Source organism: Photobacterium makurazakiensis (assembly GCF_050336715.1).
GTDB lineage: Bacteria > Pseudomonadota > Gammaproteobacteria > Enterobacterales > Vibrionaceae > Photobacterium > Photobacterium makurazakiensis.
This window is the reverse complement of record NZ_JAKJSJ010000009.1, coordinates 153,327-172,810: the sequence shown is the minus strand read 5'-3', so window position 1 is coordinate 172,810 and position 19,484 is coordinate 153,327. Positions and strand designations below refer to the sequence as shown.

The window sequence follows — 19,484 nt, the reverse complement described above, 5'->3', positions numbered from 1 at the left end:
ATGCTTGAGCTGTTGTTCCTATTATTACCGATTGCTGCCGCCTATGGCTGGTACATGGGTAATAGGAACGCGAGTACTAAACAACAGGAGCAGTCTCATCACATGTCACGCCAGTATGTCACTGGTTTGAACCTATTGCTGTCAGATCAATCTGATAAAGCCGTAGACGTGTTTATTGAACTGCTCCAAGTTGATAGTGAAACGATTGATACTCACTTGGCTCTAGGAAATCTATTCCGTAGCCGGGGTGAAGTTGATCGCGCTATACGCATCCACCAGAATTTAATTGCCCGCCCTAATCTCACCATCGACCAGCGCAACTTGGCGCTGCAGCAACTAGCTAAAGACTACATGGTAGCTGGTTTTTTTGACCGGGCTGAGAAAATCTTCGAACAATTGCTCGATGAACCCGATCACCGTAAAGGGGCGTTACAACAACTTCTTACTATCTACCAACAAACCCGTGAATGGGAAAAGGCGATTGAAATGGCCGCACAGTTGGTGAAGATGGGGAAGACCAAGCTAAAGCATGATATCGCCCATTACTGGTGTGAAATGGCAATGCTTGAGATGAGCGCGCAAAACCCAGATAAAGCCAAGCAGTTACTTAAGAAAGCCGTTAGTGCAGATAAGACCTGTGTACGTGCAACCATAATGTTGGCAAAAATATTGATTGCCAATGAAGAGTATAAAGCCGCAGCTAAACAACTTGAGCGCGTTGCTGAACAAGATCTTGAATTTGTCAGCGAATCTCTGCCACTGTTATTAGAATGCTATGAAGCGACCAACAATGAGTCGGGTTGGCTAAAGTATTTAAGAATCTGCGTTGAACAAAAAGCAGGATCGACCGCTGAGTTAATGCTTGCTGATGAAATTGCCAAGCGTGAAGGGGCAATTATGGCACAGACCTTCATGACACGTCAGTTGCAGAAAAACCCGACAATGAAGGGGTTCTATCAATTGATGGACTATCATCTTGACGAAGCTGAAGAAGGTCGAGCAAAAGACAGTTTGACAACATTACGTGGCTTAGTGGGTGAGCAACTAAAAATTAAGCCTCATTTTCGTTGCCGTCAGTGCGGGTTCGCAACACATTCTTTATATTGGCAATGCCCCTCTTGCAAAGGTTGGGGCGCGATCAAGCCAATTCGAGGATTGGATGGAGAGTAAGATACTCACCATTTAGATTGATGATTATAAAGCTTTCAGCCCATTCGTAATACGAGTGGGCTTTTTTGTGCCTACAAGTGTGGCTTTTGGACGGTATTTATTGATGATGAAGATAATACAGCGAGAATTCCCTATTTTAGTCGCGTTTTTTATCTTGGTTAATTTAACAAACGATTGGCTAGTATAAAAGAGTGCTACTTTTGACGCCTTGAAACAAATAATGAATTTATACTCGCAAAAAAACAAATTTACTGTAAAATTCTGACCGCGCTCAGCTCGCTGAGCAAGTTTGACCTTATGACTAAGCAGGAGATGCCATGTTAGACCCAAAAGTGATTGTCGCTCTCGACTACCCAAGCCAAGATGAAGCACTAGCCTTTGTTGACCGTATCGAACCGGGAAGTTGTCGACTTAAAGTTGGCAAAGAGATGTTTACTTATTTTGGCCCTGACTTTGTGCGTAATCTGCATGATCGGGGCCATTCTGTATTTCTTGATTTGAAATTTCACGATATTCCAAATACCTGCTCACGTGCAGTCGCAGCGGCTGCTGAATTAGGCGTATGGATGGTCAATGTCCATGCGACGGGTGGTGAGCGCATGATGACGGCATCACGTGAAATCCTTGAGCCATTTGGCAAAGATCGCCCGTTATTAATTGGGGTGACAGTCTTGACCAGCATGGAGGCGTCAGATCTCCGTGGCATTGGTATTCAGTGTGAGCCACAAGAGCATGTATTGAACCTTGCTCGTTTAACGAAAAACAGCGGACTTGATGGTGTCGTTTGCTCGGCACATGAATCAAGCTTATTGAAAAATGAGCTTGGTGGAGAGTTTAAGCTAGTAACACCGGGTATTCGCCCCGCAGGCAGTGCCGCTGGTGATCAACGTCGCGTAATGACACCTGTGGAAGCAGTACAAGCTGGCTCTGATTACTTGGTGATTGGTCGCCCAATCACGAAAGCAGAAAACCCTGCAGCAGTACTGGCTGAAATCAATAAGACGTTGGCGTAGCAATTACTTAATAAGCTAAGTTCTGAATATATAAACGCCCGGCTTGCCGGGCGTTTTTTGTTGCCTAAATAATTATCTGATAAATTTTATGAGTTAGCACCCAATCTTAGGTGTGGCACTACTAATGCGGTTTGTACGATCATGGGATGGCGCAGCGAAGTGGCTATCAATAAGCTTCTGAGTTAACGAGTGCTGCGGGTTGTTGAAGACCTCTAAGGTGTTTCCTTGTTCAACTACCTCTCCATGCTGCATCACCATTACTTTGTCAGTAAAGTGCTTAATAACACCCATATGTTGTGATACATAAATATACGATAACCCCATTTCTTCTTGTAGCTCAAGCAGTAGGTTGATGATCTGCGAACGCATTGACATATCAAGCCCGTTTAGCGCTTCATCAGCAACAATAATACAAGGCTGCAGGATCAGCGCGCGGGCGAGTGATACACGCTGTTTTTGCCCTGTTGCCAGCATTTGAGGGTAAAAGTAGGCATGTTCAGGGAGTAAACCAACTCGCTTAAGGGTAGTCATTATTCGCCGTTCACGTGCTTGCGGGGTCATATTGGTGTTTCGTTTCAGTGGCCCTTCCAAGATCTTACCAATCTGAATTCTCGGGTTTAGCGATGTGTTCGGATCTTGAAAGATCATCCTGATCAATTTGCAGCGTGTTTGATAATCTCGGTGGGCTAAGGGCTCACCATTTACTCGGATGATCCCTTCGGTAGGTTCCTCAACACCAGATAACATTTTGGCTAGCGTTGACTTACCGGAGCCATTTTCACCCATGAATGCGATAGTTTCACCGGCTTCCAATGAAAACGATACAGGCTTCACCGCCTCTATGGTACGGCGACGGAATAAGCCTGAACGGTAGTGGTAGTCTTTTTTAAGACTTTCGACTTCAAGTAGTGAACTCACTTTTTCGTTTCCTCCATATTTAGCGGAAAGTGACAGCTAAATTTATGGTTTTTAACTTTTCTTCGTTTTGGTACTTCAACACATTTACGCTGCGCATGCGGACAACGAGGTCCTAACCGACAGCCAATAGGTAAATGCTGAAGTGGAGGAATCGAACCGGGTAAGGTTTCTAGCTTACTTTTATGGGGCAGAATGTCTAAATTGAAATCAGGCATTGCTCGTAGTAGTGCTTCTGTATATGGGTGGTGAGGTGTACCTAATAATTGCTTTCTACTACCCGATTCAACCGACTGACCACAGTACATGACGGTAATTCGATCAGCCCATTGGGTAACCGTCGTGAGATCATGGCTTACCAATAATATGGTGGTGTTGCCGAGCTGGTTCATACGGCTGAGTAGTCGAAATATTTGAGCTTGAGTTATAGGGTCGAGATCATTGGTGGGTTCATCGGCAATGAGTAGGCGTGGTCGGTTAGCAATGGCCATAGCAATCATAACCTTTTGGCATTCACCATCGGTTAATTCGTACGGATAACTTCTCATTATCTGTTTATGATCTTTGATCCCCACTTTGTGTAGCAACGCAATCGCTTGTTTTTGACGCCATTTAAACCGTTGCCAAAATCGTCCCTTAAATGAGGTTGAGGGTATTGCTTCTCTGAGCTGTTCGCCGACACGTTCAGAAGGGTCAAGGCATGAGGACGGCTCTTGAAATATCATCGCGATCTCGCGTCCTACAACTCTTCTTCGCTCACGAGGAGATAAAGCAAGTAAGTCAATATCACCCAAGCGCAGGCGATCTGCACTAACACGCCAATTATCTTTGGCTACGCCTGCAATGGCTTTCGCGACAAGGCTTTTTCCTGAGCCAGACTCACCCACAAGGCCACGAATTTCACCTTCATTTATTGTAAGGCTCATACGTTCCACGGCTTTCACCATGCCTTGCGGTGTATCAATTTCTATAGTCAGGTTACGAATATCAAGTAATGGCATTAGTCTATCCCCGCGTTAATCGCTTGGCGGAGTCCTTCTCCTACTAAGTTTACTACTAAAACGCTAAACGTAATGGCAAGGCCGGGTAGGGTCACTGTCCATGGTGCAAGATAAATAAGTTCAATAGAGTCACCTAGCATGGCTCCCCACTCTGGTGATGGTGCTTGGGCGCCTAAGCCGAGGAAGCCTAATGCGGCTATATCAAGTATCGCAATAGAAATGGCACGGGTAAGCTCATTGGTGAGCACCGTGAGTATATTCGGCAGTATCGAGTTGTAGAGCAAGTAAAAATCGTTTGCACCATCTAAGCGCGCAGCCATGATGTAATCTTTTTCGACTTCATTGTGTACCGCAGTGTAGACGGCACGAATGAAACGCGGGATAAGCGCAAGCCAAATGGCTAATAAAATATTGGTTTCGCCAGGACCCATATACGCAACGACGATAATGGCTAACAATAGCGAGGGTATTGAAAGCACGGTATCAAGAACGTGGTTTAAAAAGCTCGACTTTAAGCCTCGGGTCATGCCAGCCATCACACCAATCGCAATACCAATGACGGCAGAAGCGACGGCGATAAGTATTGCGTAGCCAAAAGTGATACGAGAGCCTATCAGTAGGCGGCTCAGGATATCTCTTCCTAGGTCATCAGTGCCAAAGAAGTACTCGACATGGCCTGCTGCATCCCAAGAAGGGGGCATGAGCAGCTCGCCGACTTGTTTGACTGGCACGTAAGGTGCAATCCAAGGGGAGATGAGTGTTAAGAATATAAGCAGTAATAAACACCAGAAACCGAATATGGCCAGCGAATTTGATCTGAAATTATGCCATGCACGCTCCCATTGTGTTGGGATCTTGGTTTCCTGATAGATGTTATTTGATAGCATACCATTCCTTCCTAACTAACGGACTCACGAAGGCTCCCATCAAATCTGACAGGATATTGGCAATCAGGATAAAGCTACCGACGGTGATAACACCTGCTTGGATTGCTACATAATTTTGGGTCGAAATCGCGTCTAATAGCCAGCGACCGATCCCCGGCCAATTAAAAATTGACTCTGTTAGCATTGCAAACGTCATCATGGTTGAAAACTGCATGCCTAATTTAGGAATAATGGGTGGAATGGCATTTTTTAGAATATGCCTGATGATAATTTCATACATTGATAGCCCTTTAGTTTGGGCAACTTTAACAAAGTTTTGATCCAAAATGTCTGTTACTGATGCACGAGTCAGACGAATAACCTCTGTGGTGGGGGCTAATGCAAGGACAAGGGTTGGCAAGATCAGGTGGCTAATCACGTCTTTAATCGCTTCAGCACGATAGGGTTTGTCAGATAACATCACGTCGATAAGCGCAATGCCTGTGACATGATCAATTTCGTAAAGCAAATTATAGCGACCAGAAACGGGCAGCCAGCTGAGTTCAAGCGAAAATAGCATGATCAATAAAACAGCTAACCAGAATAATGGAATGGAGTAGCCGATTAATGCCACCGATGAAATCAAGGTATCGATCGGCTTTCCACGTTTCACCCCTGCAAGTGTGCCGAGTGGAATTCCGGTAATTAGTGATAAAACAAAGGCAAAGAAACATAGCTCTAACGTCGCAGGGAAGACAGTCAAGACCTCATTTAAAATAGGCTCTCCTTGTAGATTAAGTCCTAGGTTGCCTGAAAAAAGGTTCTCTAGGTAAATGCTCCAGCCTGTCCAAAAAGGTAGGCCGCTCCAAAAAGAGTCGGTGTCAAGGCGAAGCAAACTAAAGCCGACGAGAGTGAGGATCAGTAGCGTGATGAAAAATAAGTTTAGGCGTCGAATGGTATAGATAAACATATTAGTTATCGCCCCGATAAACCGTTGAGAAGGAGCGGGTGCCAAACGGACTCATGGTTAAACCATTGAGCGATTGGTGGTGTACTTGAAAATGAACGCCGTGAGCAAGCGGAATAATAGGTACTTTCTGATCAAGAATATCCTGCGCTAAATAGTAGTAATTTAAACGTTGATCAAGTTTGGTTGTCCGTGACGCTAATTCTAATAGATTGTCAAAATTTAGATCGCACCAGTTCGCAACGTTTAACCCCACCATTTTTGCGTCACACGAAAGTAGTGGGCGAAGGAAATTATCTGGATCGCCATTATCCGCAACCCACCCCGTTAAAACTAAGTCGCTGTTGAATTTATCAGTAGCCCCTAATCTACTCACGGTATCCTGAGTCACTATCGTAACTTGAATACCCACCGCATTGAGATCGGCTTGTATTAACTCGGCAGTTTTACGGGGACTTGGGTTGTACGGGCGGGATTCGAGTGGTACCCAAAGTGTCAGGTTTAAGTTTTTATCATAGCCAGCATCTTTGAGTAACGCGAGTGACTTAGAGGGGGCATAATCTAATGCTTGGCTATTGCGGTTATAGGCCCATGACATTGGCGGTAAAATGCTTTTTGCTTGTGTGCCTGTACCGTAATAAACCGAATTTAAAAGATTTTCACGGTTAATTGCATGGTTGATTGCTTTTCTAACTCGTACATCTTTTAGCTCTGGCTGAGTATTATCGAGTGCAAGAAAGGCGACATTCATGCCTGTTTGCGCGATGAGCTCATAGTCTTCATTTTCGCTGATCACAGGAAGCTGGCTCGCGACAGGTGATGATAAAACATCACACCCCTTACTTAGTAACTTCGCGAGGGTGCCAGTACCTCGGGTTGCAATATCAAATACAACCTGTTCCATTTTAGCACTGCCTTGCCAGTAATCTGAGTGGCGATTCAAGCGAATTAAGTCATTGGGTAGGTATTGCTCTAGATAAAATGGCCCAGTGCCAACGGGCTTCATGTCTAGTTGATTAGGTTTACCTGCACGAAGTACGCTATTGGCATATTCTTGCGAATGAATAACGGCATACGTTGTTGCAAGGTTAGATAAAAAAGCGTTATCTGGGCGCGATAAGCTGAATTCGACGGTGTGTGAGTCAATCATCTCGACATTTTCGACTAAATATTCAAAACCTTGGCTTTCAAACCAAGGGTAGCGACCGCCTGAGATATCATGAAATGGGTGACTTGGGTCTATGACTCGCTTAAAGCTAAACACCACATCTTGTGCATTCAGTTGGCGTGTAGGTTTAAACCAATCAGTTGATTGGAATTCAATCCCTCGGCGAAGCGTAAATCGATAAACTAAACCATCATCGCTGACAGTCCAATGGCTGGCTAATGAAGGTAAGGGCTGATGGCTGACCGGATCAAGTATCAGGAGCCGGTCAAAGATTTGCGCAGCAAGCGTGTCAGCTGTTAAGCCACCATCGATTAACTGAGGGTTAAACGTTGTTGGCGTATCTTGCCCACAATAGACGAAGCCACGGCTACGAATATCATTGTCTTGCTCTGGTTCACTACAGCCAACTAGGCTAATTAGGCCAACGCATGCAAGCAGAAGACGAGTATAGGCGCTCATAAGATAAGAAATTTTTTGAAAACAAGACTATAAATTTAACATTATCCCACTCTGTCACCAAGTCATCTCATAAAATTACCTGATAATAGTAGGTGTTTTATGCTTATTTTCCTACAAAGGAAACAGCATAAGCGGCATTACTCAATATCTGAATTACCCACGAGCTGGTATTTTCGGAGTAAGCCCCTTAGTTGATGGTAGCTTAAAGATAACAGTTCGGCGGCTTTCCGCTGATTAAATTGCGCCTGTTCAAGTGCTTGTTGAATCAATGCCATTTCCTGATCTTGTTGCCACTGGCGAAAATCAATGGGTAATGATGGGGTAAGAAGGGAGCTTTGGGTATCATGTTGTATAGCGTGTTGCTCTGAGGTCGCTTGGCCTTGGCTTGATGTTTGCTGTGGAGTAGAGGCAGAGGAAAGCTCTTCCCAAGGCGCTTTGAATGGGTCTAGGATAATGTCATTAACGGGCTCATCTTCTAGGCCATGACGGAAGACAGATCGTTCGACGACATTCTTTAATTCTCGGACGTTTCCTGGCCATGGGTAGTGTTGCAGCTGTTGGGTAGCTTCAGCGGTAAAGCCCGAAAAGTAACTATAACCAAGCTCTCTGCACATCTTGACGGCGTAATAATCGGCCAGTGGGATGATATCTTCACCGCGTTCCCGTAACGGGGGGAGGTGAATGATATCGAAGGCAAGGCGATCCAATAAGTCTGCTCGAAACTGTTTTTTTTCAGCTAATTGCGGCAAGTTTTCATTGGTTGCACAAATTAACCTTACGTTTGTTTGGCAAGTTTTACTGCCACCAACCCGTTCATATTCTCCATATTCGATAACGCGCAGTAGCTTTTCTTGAACCCCCAATGGGGCGGTAGCGAGCTCATCTAAAAACAAGGTGCCACCTTCTGCACGTTCAAAACGGCCCTGGTGACGGCCTTTTGCACCAGTAAATGCGCCAGCTTCATGACCAAACAATTCAGAGTCAATTACCCCCTCACTGAGCGCAGCACAATTAAGCGAAAGAAGCGGCTGATCCCAACGGCGAGAAAGGTAGTGCATGCGTTGGGCTATGAGCTCTTTGCCGGTTCCCCGTTCGCCTAAGATTAGCACCGGCCTGTTAAGAGGTGCGAGCCGAGAGGTGTGATCGAGCACGGTTAGAAAAGCTTCGGACTCCCCAATAAGATTGTCTGTTTTTTGCATGGTCAATCTCGCTAACTGTTGGCGTATATACTCATAACATAGCAGGGGGGAATAGAAGCTGTAAAGCTAAGTGACTGATATTAAATGTACAAAAAGTTGGCACGGTTGTTGTAATAACTTGCTATGTATTAGGACTATCCCTAGCAACACTGATTGGAGATTTGATTATGGGTATTTTTTCTCGTTTTGCTGACATTGTGAATGCCAACGTAAACTCATTACTGGATAAAGCAGAAGATCCGCAAAAAATGATCCGCTTGATTATTCAAGAGATGGAAGACACTTTAGTTGAAGTACGTACTTCATCAGCGCGAGCGTTAGCTGATAAAAAAGAGCTTCATCGTCGTATTCAAGCGATTGAAGCACAGTCTGCAGATTGGCAGCAAAAAGCGAGCCTTGCACTGCAGAAAGGCCGTGAAGATCTCGCGCGTGCTGCATTAATTGAAAAGCAGAAACTTAATGATGTTGCGCTAACACTGAATGAAGAATTTAAGCTGGTTGAAGACACCATTGAAAAACTAAGCTCAGAGGTTGCCGAACTAGAGCGTAAGCTGCAAGAAACCCGTGCCCGCCAACAAGCGTTGGTTATGCGCCATAAAGCGGCTGGTACACGTCGTGATGTTCGCCGTCAGCTCGATACCGGTAAAGTGGATGAAGCTTTATCGAAGTTTGAACAGTACGAGCGCCGTATTGATGAAATGGAAGCGGAAGCAGATAGCTACAATATGGGGAAAGGTAAAAACTTAGAGGATGAGTTTGCCAACCTGCAAGCACAAGATGATATTGAAAAAGAACTCGAGCGCATGAAAGCCAACATTAAGGATAAGGAGTAATTCACGGCTCTCTTACTTTGTTGGTATGATGGTGTAATTAAGGTAATTATTTGATTCTGCGCGGATAAGGAGAAAGAAAATGTCTATGGGGTTTATTGTTGGTCCACTAGTAGTGTTTATGATCTTTGTTGCCCCGTTGTGGTTGATCCTGCACTACCGTAGTAAAAAAAATGCGAGTGAAGGGTTATCAGGCGATGATCACCAGAAGCTACAAGCGCTGGTCACCCGCGCAGAGCAAATGCAAGATCGAATTGTAACACTGGAACGTATCCTTGATGCAGAAGCACCACAATGGAGGAGCAAGCAATGAGTAAGACCCTCTACCGTGACCCGAAAAATGGCAAGTTAGGTGGTGTTTGTGCTGGTATAGCCGAATATTTTGGTATGGAAATTTGGTTGGTACGTATTCTGACCGTGTCAGCCTTCCTACTCGGCGTTGGTTTTATTGTGACCTTGGCATATATCGCAGCGTGCTTAATCCTCGATAAAATGCCTGAAGAACGAAGCTATCAGCAATATATATTTCGTGAACATCATGTAAAGCAAAAGCCATGGCAGGCAGGAAAGCCCGCCAGCCAAATTTTGCAAAACGTTGAATCTGAACTTAATGATATAGAACAAGATTTACGAAAAATGGAAGCCTACGTGACTTCATCAGCGTTTAAGGTTGACCGAGAATTTCGTAACCTGTGATTTTGGCAGGTTCCCTTTTTAAGAAGCAGGCGTTAGCCTGCTTTTTCTTTATTCTGAATTACTGATTCATCGAAGGTTAATCAGTAATTTGCTACCGTTTACTGAGTGATTGACGCACATAGGAATAACGATGAATCGAATTGGTAATGAGTTGAATAAGCTAGTGAATCGAAGTTTAGACCGCCATGTGCGTTTGGCGGTGACGGGGCTATCCCGTGCGGGTAAAACGGCATTTATTACTTCACTGGTAAACCAACTGATGCATGTCAGTACAAACCCGCGATTGCCGTTGTTTAGTGCTGTGCGAGAAGGTCACTTACTGGGTGCTAAGCGTGTCCCACAGGTAGATATGCATGTGCCCAAATTTGCTTATGAAGAGGGTATCAATTCTCTCTTATCGTCCCCGCCATCTTGGCCCGAGCCGACCCGAGATGTGAGTCAAACGCGATTGGCACTACGCTATAAGCCGCAAAAAGGGCCAATGAAATTACTGCAAGAAACTGCCACCTTATATCTTGATATTGTTGATTACCCAGGAGAGTGGTTGCTGGATTTGCCGCTACTTGATCTTGATTTTATGGCTTGGTCTAAGCAGCAAGCGCAAGTGATTAAAGGTAAGCGGTTAGAGTTGGCGACTGATTGGCTTGAGATGGGAGACATGTTTGATCCATTAGCCCCTGCCGATGAGTCCGTGATTGAAGCGATTTCCCAGCGTTTCACTGAGTATTTATACCGTTGTAAGGCTGAGGGTGGTTTGCATTGGGTTCAGCCGGGGCGTTTTGTCCTTCCTGGTGAGCTAGCAGGTGCACCTGTTTTACAGTTTTTCCCTATGATCTGGCTCGACAAATATACAGAACAACAACTAGCTGACGCGGGTGAAGATACCAATATCGGTATGCTTAAAAGTCGTTACCGTTATTACCAGCAGCATGTAGTCAAGGCGTTTTATAAAGAGCACTTTTCCAAGTTCGATCGCCAGATAATTTTAGTGGACTGCTTACAACCACTAAATGCAGGCCCTGAATCATTCGGTGATATGCGTCAGGCGCTTGACCAACTGATGCAGAGCTTTAAGTACGGGCGTAGTTCCTTGATGCGTCGTTTGTTTGCACCTCGTATTGATAAGGTGTTATTTGCGGCAACCAAAGCGGATCATGTCACGCCAGAACAACACCCCAATATGGTGAGCTTATTGCAGCAACTGGTTAATGAAGCATGGCAAACAGCATCCTTTGAAGGGATCAAAATGGACTGTCTCAGCCTATCGTCGATTCAGGCAACTGAACCGGGATTTGTCGATTATCAGGGCAAACAAGTCCCAGCATTAAGAGGGCATTCGCTTGATGGTGAGACACAAACCTTGTTTCCAGGAGAGGTACCTAGGAGATTGCCAAACGATATTTTCTGGCAACAGTCAGGCTTTGACTTTATTAACTTCAGGCCACTAGTACAACAAAGCGATGAACCATTGCCGCATATTCGGATGGATAAAGCTTTGGAGTATTTGCTGGGAGATAAATTACGATGAATGATACTTACAAACAGAAAATTGTTTTTGATGAGCCAGAATCAGAACAAGCTCAGCAAACGAACGATGAACTGACCTCCCAGATGCAGTTCGCGCAGCAAGATACATTTATGCCTGATGTGGTCGATGATGGCGATAATGAGCTTGAAGAGACATTGTCACGTACGTTAGCCGCTAAACCTAAACGGCGTTCAGGTTGGTTGAAAGGCTTGCTAGTCGGCGGCGCCGTAATGGTGGGGTGGCAGACTGTTGATTATGTTGCAACAGCCTACCAAACGGGAGATTGGTTAGCGCTTGGCTGGAGTGTCATTGTTGCAGGTATTGCCGCAACAGGTATAACGGCGCTGGGGAGAGAGCTTATTACGTTACGTCGCTTAAAACAGCGACAAAGTGAACGAGAGCAAGCTCAAGCTTTACTCGATGCTGATGGAATCGGCCAAGCCAAAGCGTTCTGCACTAAATTGGCGAATAAAGGCAATATTCAAGATGAGCACGCTGGCTATGAGCGTTGGCTTCAATCGTTGGCAGCAACACATAATGACCGTGAGGTTATGCAGCTGTACGATAAAATGGTCTTGAGTCAACAAGATACACTGGCACGTAAGCTGGTGGCGAAATATGCCAGTGAAGCTGCGGTGATGGTGGCGGTTAGCCCGCTGGCAATTGCTGATATGTTGCTGGTGGCATGGCGTAATTTCCGTTTGATAGAGCAGGTGTCTGCAGTATACGGTGTTGAGCTAGGGTATTGGTCTCGTATTCGATTGGTAAAATTGGTACTGGCTAACATGGCTGTGGCGGGCGCAAGTGAAGTGATCGCTGATTCAGGCATGGATATGCTGTCGATGGATCTTGCGGGGCGAATGTCAACTCGTGTGGCTCAGGGGGTTGGTGTTGGACTATTGACCGGACGACTAGGACTAAAAGCAATTAGCTTGATGCGCCCACTGCCATGGCAAGATGATCAGCAGCCGAAATTGAGTGAAATTCGTAAAGATTTGCTATTGCGAATTACTCGCCAACAAGAATCAGCAGAAAAATAGTGGCTTAGGGCACAGCATCGGTGTTCAGTGTCTTGACTGAGTGGCAGTGAAAGCGCAAACTTCATGTGTCAACAATTCCTGACACTTTGGAAGAGATAAATATGAGGCTACAAGTCTTTTGTGAAGACCGACTTGGTATGACCCGTGAGTTGCTGGATATTCTTGCTAGCCAGCAAATTGACTTGCGAGGCATTGAAATTGACCGTGTAGGTATCATTTACCTCAATTGCCCTGAGATTGAATTTGAGCAATTTAGTCATTTGATGTCACAGATCCGTCAGTTAGATGGCGTGACAGATGTACGGAAGATTCAGTTCATGCCAAGTGAGCGTGAACATAAAGAATTGAAAGCATTGCTTGAAGCATTACCGGATCCATTCTTCTCGATTAATCTACATGGCAAGATTGATCTTGCCAACGACGCTGCTGAAACCTTATTAGGCAAAACGCGTGGTGAGATTGTCGGTGAAAATATTCAGTCATTTGTTGGGTTCAATATCCACCAATGGTTAGAGGCGGATGAAGCAAGCCAGCGTAGTGAAATGGTTGTGCTCTCTGGCCTTGACTACATGATGGAAGTCATGCCGGTATATGTAACCGACGAGAGTGAAGAGCAAGTACTCGCTAGTGCTGTTATTTTGCTTAAATCATTGTCTGAAGCCAAAATGCCAGTTGCCATGCGCAAGCTAAGTGGCGACAACGGCTTTGAGCACCTGGTTGGCCAGTCTTCACGCTTTAAACAGTTGCTGTCTCAAGCGAAGAAATTATCATTGCTTGATGCACCATTGTTGATCCAAGGTGAAACAGGGACAGGTAAAGAAATGCTGGCCAGAGCTTGCCATCAGCGTTCGCTACGCCGAGAAAAGCCGTTCTTGTTAGTTAACTGTGTTTCTATGCCCGACAATGCGGCCGAAACTGAGCTGTTTGGTTTGGCTGCCACGGCAACTGAACCGGGTAAAAAAGGTATCTTCGAACAAGCCGATGGTGGTACAGCCTTCCTTTATGAGGTTGGTGAGATGTCTGAACACCTTCAAATAAAGCTCCTTCGCTTCTTACAAGATGGTACATTCCGTCGAGTGGGCGAAGAGAAAGAAATGAAGGTGGATGTTCGTGTAATTTGTTCGACCCAGAAAAAGCTGCCTGATTTGGTCGCTGGTGGACAGTTCCGTGAAGATCTTTTTTATCGTCTAAATGTATTGTCGCTTTTTGTTCCACCGCTACGTGAACGAACGGCTGATATCGTCCCATTGGCTGATTTATTTTTATCGCAGTTTGCTCAAGAGTTACAACAGCCTAAACCGGGTATTTCAAGCGAGGTCGCTCAATACTTAAGCCAGTATTCGTGGCCGGGCAATATTCGACAGTTAAGGAATGTCCTGTTCCGAGCGATGACTCAGCTCGAAGGGCCGGAAATTTGCGTTGATGATGTTCAGTTACCTGAAAATGAATCAACCACAGTGATCAGCGAAGAGACCTTGGATGGCTCTTTGGATGAGATCATGAAACGTTATGAATCAGGTATTTTAAATAGCTTGTATCGTAGCTACCCATCAACACGTAAGCTCGCGAAGCGCCTTGGGGTGTCTCACACCGCAGTCGCAAACAAGTTACGTGAGTACAGTATTAATAAGTCCTAGCCAGTCGACTATTATTTATATCATCAAGAAAAAAGGGGAAGCCGCAATAGTGGTTTCCCCTTTTTTTGTCTCGGCTAACACATACGATTAAATTAAGCTTATCTCGCCACTTTCCAGTGCTCTTAACTGGGTAATTACCGACTCATCATAGCGGCAACTCTCTTGCGCTTCTTGCTCTGAGGCGACTCGATGACAGGGAATAATGATTGGGATGGGATTAACATTTTTTGCCATTCCGACAGCTTGAATGGCGCATGGATGTTCAATCTTCTCGGCAATTTGATGATAGGAACGTTGGCTGTTGTAGGGGATTTCTTGTAAAGCATTCCATACTTGGCATTGGAATGTCGTACCTTGTGGTGCGAGGGGGAGAGTAAACTGTTTGCGTTGCCCTTGGAAATATTCTTGTAGTTGGTTGATGAAAGGTGACATGAATTCGGGGTCATGTTCCCACCGGTTGTCTGGACTAAAACCACCGCTTGCGATGGTGAGAAGCCTTAGTCCTTGCTCATCTGCTAAGAGATATACTTTTCCCAATACCGTATCAAGGTAGTCGTAATACATAATCATCACTGTGTTGGTTAGCGGTAAAATACTGGTACAGATTATGATTCAATCATAGTCTAATACCAGCTTTGATTATCATCTTGGATCACTAATAGTCTGAATTCTTTGTTCTATCATAAGTTTATAGTTAATAATAATTCACTATGTTACCGTTTAGGTACAAACGGACAGATAACGGGAGTCGGGGCATTGTTTGAATCAATTTTAAATCGCTCGGCAGTCATTGACTTGGATGAATTCAAAGTGCGTTTGATTACTCCCAAAGACGTTAAAGCAATAACGGCTTATTATCAGCGTAATAGGGCCTTCTTGAAGCCTTGGGAGCCTTTGCGTGAAGAAGCCTTCTTTACCGAGGTTGGCTGGGGGATACGCTTAGATCAACTGGTGCAACTGCATAAACATAAGCTGGCATATTATTTTGTGATTCAAGAAAAGGGCAGCCAAGAAATTGCGGGTGTTGTGAATTACAGTAATTTAGTCCGTCATCCATTTTATGCATGTCATGTCGGTTACTCATTAGATCAATCCTGGCAAGGGCGTGGCGTTATGATAAAGGCGCTGGAAGAGACTGTGGCATGGATGTTTAAAGAGCAAGGCTTTCACCGAATTATGGCCGCCTATATGCCGCATAATGAGCGTAGTGCTGCGGTATTGGCGAAATGCGGTTTTGAAGCGGAAGGACGGGCCAAAAAGTATTTACTGATAAATGGTCAGTGGGAAGATCACATCTTAACGGCAAGAATGAATCCAGATTGGGTTTCTCCGGTATAACGCATTTTGTTTAACTGCGCTTTGAATGGCTACCGATGAAATCAAAGCGAAAAAAAACGAGAGTAGAGTACTCTCGTTTTTATCTCAATGGCTACCTAGCACCTAGCACCTAGCACCTAGCTCAGTGTCAAATGATATCTGTGTCAGTTAGATGCGTTGCCATAGGTCAGCGTAGCGGCCATTTTGCGCCATTAGTTCACTGTGTTTGCCTTGCTCGGTGATCTGCCCTTCATCCATCAAGCAAATATTATCCATTTGCTCTAAGCCAACCAAACGGTGGGTAATGAATAGCACGGTTTTGTCTTTGGCATGCTGATGTAACAGAGCGATGATTTGTTGCTCTGTACGACGATCAAGCCCTTCTGTTGGTTCGTCCATCAATAAGATAGGTGCATCATGCAACAAGGCGCGAGCAATACCGATACGGCGTCGTTCACCACCTGATATTTGACGCCCACCTTCACCTAACCAAGTATCAAGCCCTTTACCATCGAGTAAGTTTTCAAGGCCGACTTTTTCAAGAACGGCTTTAAATTCGTCATCGGTGCCATTTGGTTTTGCCAAAACAAGGTTTTCACGCAGTGAGCCATTGAAGACATCGACACGCTGGCTCACAACGGTAATGGCATTACGGAGTGACGATTCGTGCCATTGTGGTAATGCCACGCCATCAAGGGAGATGCTGCCTTGTTGCGGGTCCCAGTTACGAGTCAGTAATTGTAGCAGTGTTGATTTACCACAACCCGTACGACCGAGTAATGCAACTTTTTCGCCGGCTTTTATCGACAGTGAAACGTTGGTTACCACAGGCTTGTCACTACCGTAATAGGTATAACTGATATTGTTAATATCAATAGCCCCAACCGCTTCAGCTTGATGACCGTTTGGGTCAAACGGTGTATCAGGGGTCGCCTCGATAATTTCATTCAATCGGCGTGCTGATGTTAATGTTTGGCTTAGGTACTGGAAAGCACCTGCAACTGGCATCATCAGTTCAAAACTTGCCATTGTGGCAAAAGCAACCATGGCAATAAATGGGTCCGGTGGGTTTCCGCCGACACCATCTGCGGCAATCCAGGTCATCAGGACTAATGTCCAACCTGTGGCCGCCATGAGAACGCCATTCGCGAGGCCAGTTAGGTTCGCCATTTTGCGCTGAGCTGCAAGTAACGAGGTTTGCTCATTCAACGCCTGCTGGTAATAACGGTCTTCGGCATTAAACAGTAACAGCTCTGCATGGCCTTGGATCCAGTCCATCAACTTAACGCGGTAGTTGGCTTTGGCGAATGTTAATGCTTCACCATGCACCTTGCCAAGACGGTAAAAGATAACTGGCAAGCTCAGCATCAATGCCAGCAGTATGGCACCCAACGTTAAACCGAGTGTTAAATCAAACCAAGCTATAAACCCCGTGATCGCAACTAGGCCAATGACACCGACAATCAACGGACTTACCAGTCGAAGGTAAATGTGATCCATTGCATCGACATCGGCAACTAATCGGTTTAGCAAGTCAGCGTCACGTAGATTTGCTTGGCGACCTGGGATTAATGGTGTGAGTTTGCGAAAGAAGAATAAACGTAGATCAGCCAATAGCTTGAATGTTGCATTATGGCTGACGACACGTTCTCCCCAGCGTCCTGCAGTTCGTGCCATTGAAAACCCACGAACACCAGCACCTGGCAACATGTAGTTAAAGGTCTCACGGGCAATGGTCAGCCCTGCAACCGAAGATGCTGCAATGAACCACCCCGATAGGGTTAAGAGGCTCATAGCGGCCAATAGCGTCGCTAAACCAAGTAGCATGCCAAGCGTCAGCCCGAACCAGTGCTTACGGTAGAGTTTTAAATAAGGGATTAAATCACGCATCGAGATCCCTCTTATCAGTGTGTGCCAACATGTCAGATAATAATCCGTCATGGCGAATAAGGTCGAAGTGACCATTTTGAACCAGCTTGCCATTTTCCATAACAAGTACGCGGTCCATCGCTGATAGCTGATCAAGGCGATGGCTTACCATCATCGTTGTTTGGCCCCTAACTGCTTCTTTCAAGCTTTCAAGTACAAGGTGTTCGCTGTTTGCATCTAAACTTGCAGTCGGTTCATCGAGTAGCCAAAAAGCACCACTTTGCAGCATCGCTCGTGCGACAGCGATACGTTGCGCCTGGCCTACCGACAACCCGCCTGAACGGTCGCCAACTTGATGCTGATAGCCTTGCTCGAGGCGTAGAATAAATTCTTCGGCATGTGCCTGCTTAGCAACTTGAGTGATATGCTCATCGGTCGCCAGTGGGTTGCCAAGGCTAATATTGTCGCGCACAGTTCCATGCAGTAATAGAGGATTTTGACCGACCCAACTAATCGCTTGTCGCCATTGGCTATGATCGAGATCTTTAAGCTCTATGTCGTTAATTTTTATGCTGCCTCGATACGGCAAGAAACCCAATAACGCATTCAGTAAGCTGGTTTTACCTGCGCCACTTGGCCCAACAAGCGCAACTTGTTCACGAGCGTTAATATCAAAACTCAATGGTCCTGCAAGCACTTGTCCTTCGGGGCTTAATACCTCTAGGCTTTCCACTGAAATTTTAATGGTTTCAGGTGAGTCGAGGTTTTTATCACCTTGACTCATTTCATCCACTTCAGCGTTTAGAAACTCAACAATAGACTCTGCAGCACCAATGGCTTGGGCTTTTGCGTGGTAGAACGTACCAAGATCACGTAGTGGTTGATAAAATTCAGGGGCAAGTACAAGGACAAACAGACCGGTGAATAAGGTGATCGGAATGCCGTAGTGGCCGAAGTTTAGCTCGCCGATAAAGGCAAAGCCGAAGTAAACGGCAACAATTGCGACTGAAATAGAGGCGAAGAACTCAAGTACCGCAGACGATAGAAACGCCATACGTAGTACTTCCATCGTACGCTTACGTAAGACATGAGAAGCAGCATGCAAGTTATCCGCTTCGGCTTCTGCTCGGTTAAACAAGCGTAGCGTCGATAGCCCCTGAAGGCGATCATAAAAATGACCAGAAAGACGCTGTAAAGCCTTAAAGTTACGACGGTTAGCATCAGCTGCGCCTAATCCAACCAGTGCCATAAATATCGGCACAAGCGGTGCAGTAATGAGGAAAATAAGTCCGGCAGCCCAATTCAGCGGGAAGACCGCGAATAAAATGACCAAGGGTACAAGCACTGCAATTGACATTTGCGGTATGTAGCGAGAGAAGAAATCTTGCATTTCCTCAACTTGCTCTAGCACTAGGCTTGCCCATACCCCAGCAGGCTTACCTTTGATATACGCAGGCCCTAGGCTTTGGAGTCGCTGTAAAATAAGCTGGCGAATATGTAAGCGAATTTGCTCTCCACAGCGGTAGCCGAAGATTTCTCGACCCCAACTACAGGCGGCACGCAAGCCTATGATGATAAATAAACTGATGAAGCTACTGACCAGTTGGTATTTATCAGTGTGCTCCATAATGAGTTGGTGCAAAATGTGGGCAAGCAAGGCTGCCTGGCCAACAAGTAGTAGTCCCGATAGAAAACCAAGCCCGACACTGAACATTAACCAGCGCTTGGCTAGTTTGCTCTGTGACTTTAACCACTTGGTCAAATCGCGTTGTAATTCTTTATCCATATTAAAATCTTGAGCCGCTTGCT

18 protein-coding genes are annotated in these 19,484 nt (G+C 45.5%); 9 read left to right on the top strand and 9 right to left on the bottom strand.

Going from position 1 to position 19,484, the window contains the following annotated elements; all coding sequences use genetic code 11:
* Together lapB and pyrF are read left to right on the top strand one after the other, a co-directional pair.
* Window positions 1-1,170 carry a lipopolysaccharide assembly protein LapB gene (lapB, locus tag L4D09_RS01105; protein WP_428455642.1) on the top strand — a complete coding sequence of 390 codons (1,170 nt, stop codon included), beginning with the start codon at window positions 1-3 and terminating at the stop codon, window positions 1,168-1,170.
* Window positions 1,171-1,487: 317 nt separating this feature from the next.
* The gene (pyrF, locus tag L4D09_RS01100) at window positions 1,488-2,183 is read left to right on the top strand and encodes an orotidine-5'-phosphate decarboxylase (RefSeq protein ID WP_428455641.1); all 696 of its coding nucleotides are present in this window, start codon (window positions 1,488-1,490) and stop codon (window positions 2,181-2,183) included.
* 93 nt (window positions 2,184-2,276) lie between these two features.
* On the opposite strand, the gene L4D09_RS01095 is transcribed toward pyrF, so the two are convergent.
* The 6 genes from L4D09_RS01095 to pspF all read right to left on the bottom strand — a co-directional run bounded on the left by L4D09_RS01095 (window position 2,277) and on the right by pspF (window position 8,758).
* A complete protein-coding gene (locus L4D09_RS01095; RefSeq protein ID WP_428455640.1) occupies window positions 2,277-3,101 on the bottom strand; it encodes a peptide ABC transporter ATP-binding protein in 825 nt (274 codons plus the stop codon).
* Window positions 3,098-4,099 (bottom strand): peptide ABC transporter ATP-binding protein, encoded by a 1,002-nt coding sequence (locus L4D09_RS01090; RefSeq protein ID WP_428455639.1) that lies wholly within the window; start codon window positions 4,097-4,099, stop codon window positions 3,098-3,100. The genes L4D09_RS01095 and L4D09_RS01090 overlap by 4 nt, the downstream gene beginning before the upstream one ends.
* The gene (sapC, locus tag L4D09_RS01085; RefSeq protein ID WP_428455638.1) at window positions 4,099-4,986 is read right to left on the bottom strand and encodes a putrescine export ABC transporter permease SapC; all 888 of its coding nucleotides are present in this window, start codon (window positions 4,984-4,986) and stop codon (window positions 4,099-4,101) included. Before sapC ends, L4D09_RS01090 begins: the two co-directional genes overlap by 1 nt.
* Window positions 4,973-5,935, bottom strand: coding sequence for an ABC transporter permease (locus L4D09_RS01080; protein WP_428455637.1), 963 nt, complete (start codon window positions 5,933-5,935; stop codon window positions 4,973-4,975). The genes sapC and L4D09_RS01080 overlap by 14 nt, the downstream gene beginning before the upstream one ends.
* A gap of 1 nt (window position 5,936) precedes the next feature.
* Entirely contained in the window at window positions 5,937-7,559 is a 1,623-nt protein-coding gene (sapA, locus tag L4D09_RS01075) for an ABC transporter substrate-binding protein SapA (protein ID WP_428455636.1), read from the bottom strand.
* A 137-nt stretch (window positions 7,560-7,696) separates the two neighbouring features.
* The gene (pspF, locus tag L4D09_RS01070; RefSeq protein WP_428455635.1) at window positions 7,697-8,758 is read right to left on the bottom strand and encodes a phage shock protein operon transcriptional activator; all 1,062 of its coding nucleotides are present in this window, start codon (window positions 8,756-8,758) and stop codon (window positions 7,697-7,699) included.
* A gap of 167 nt (window positions 8,759-8,925) precedes the next feature.
* Between pspF and pspA the strand changes: the two genes are divergently transcribed.
* From pspA to tyrR, 6 genes are all read left to right on the top strand, one after another.
* Window positions 8,926-9,591 (top strand): phage shock protein PspA, encoded by a 666-nt coding sequence (pspA, locus tag L4D09_RS01065; protein WP_428455634.1) that lies wholly within the window; start codon window positions 8,926-8,928, stop codon window positions 9,589-9,591.
* Window positions 9,592-9,670: 79 nt separating this feature from the next.
* Window positions 9,671-9,901, top strand: a complete 231-nt coding sequence (gene pspB / locus L4D09_RS01060; protein ID WP_428455633.1) for an envelope stress response membrane protein PspB — start codon at window positions 9,671-9,673, stop codon at window positions 9,899-9,901.
* On the top strand, window positions 9,898-10,284 hold the full coding sequence (gene pspC / locus L4D09_RS01055; protein ID WP_428455632.1) for an envelope stress response membrane protein PspC: 387 nt from the start codon (window positions 9,898-9,900) through the stop codon (window positions 10,282-10,284). The genes pspB and pspC overlap by 4 nt, the downstream gene beginning before the upstream one ends.
* Before the next feature lie 130 nt (window positions 10,285-10,414).
* Complete coding sequence (locus L4D09_RS01050; RefSeq protein ID WP_428455631.1) at window positions 10,415-11,812, top strand: YcjX family GTP-binding protein; 1,398 nt, start codon at window positions 10,415-10,417, stop codon at window positions 11,810-11,812.
* Entirely contained in the window at window positions 11,809-12,852 is a 1,044-nt protein-coding gene (locus L4D09_RS01045) for a YcjF family protein (RefSeq protein WP_428455630.1), read from the top strand. The genes L4D09_RS01050 and L4D09_RS01045 overlap by 4 nt, the downstream gene beginning before the upstream one ends.
* Before the next feature lie 101 nt (window positions 12,853-12,953).
* Window positions 12,954-14,489, top strand: a complete 1,536-nt coding sequence (gene tyrR / locus L4D09_RS01040; protein ID WP_428455629.1) for a transcriptional regulator TyrR — start codon at window positions 12,954-12,956, stop codon at window positions 14,487-14,489.
* 87 nt (window positions 14,490-14,576) lie between these two features.
* On the opposite strand, the gene L4D09_RS01035 is transcribed toward tyrR, so the two are convergent.
* Window positions 14,577-15,053 carry a methylated-DNA--[protein]-cysteine S-methyltransferase gene (locus tag L4D09_RS01035; protein ID WP_428455628.1) on the bottom strand — a complete coding sequence of 159 codons (477 nt, stop codon included), beginning with the start codon at window positions 15,051-15,053 and terminating at the stop codon, window positions 14,577-14,579.
* A gap of 192 nt (window positions 15,054-15,245) precedes the next feature.
* Here L4D09_RS01035 and rimJ point away from each other — a divergent pair, with 192 nt between their 5' ends.
* Window positions 15,246-15,827 carry a ribosomal protein S5-alanine N-acetyltransferase gene (rimJ, locus tag L4D09_RS01030; protein WP_428455627.1) on the top strand — a complete coding sequence of 194 codons (582 nt, stop codon included), beginning with the start codon at window positions 15,246-15,248 and terminating at the stop codon, window positions 15,825-15,827.
* Window positions 15,828-15,974: 147 nt separating this feature from the next.
* On the opposite strand, the gene cydC is transcribed toward rimJ, so the two are convergent.
* On the bottom strand, window positions 15,975-17,696 hold the full coding sequence (gene cydC, locus L4D09_RS01025; RefSeq protein ID WP_428455626.1) for a heme ABC transporter ATP-binding protein/permease CydC: 1,722 nt from the start codon (window positions 17,694-17,696) through the stop codon (window positions 15,975-15,977).
* On the bottom strand, window positions 17,689-19,461 hold the full coding sequence (cydD, locus tag L4D09_RS01020) for a heme ABC transporter permease/ATP-binding protein CydD (protein ID WP_428455625.1): 1,773 nt from the start codon (window positions 19,459-19,461) through the stop codon (window positions 17,689-17,691). The genes cydC and cydD overlap by 8 nt, the downstream gene beginning before the upstream one ends.
* Between the last annotated feature and the right edge of the window lie 23 nt (window positions 19,462-19,484).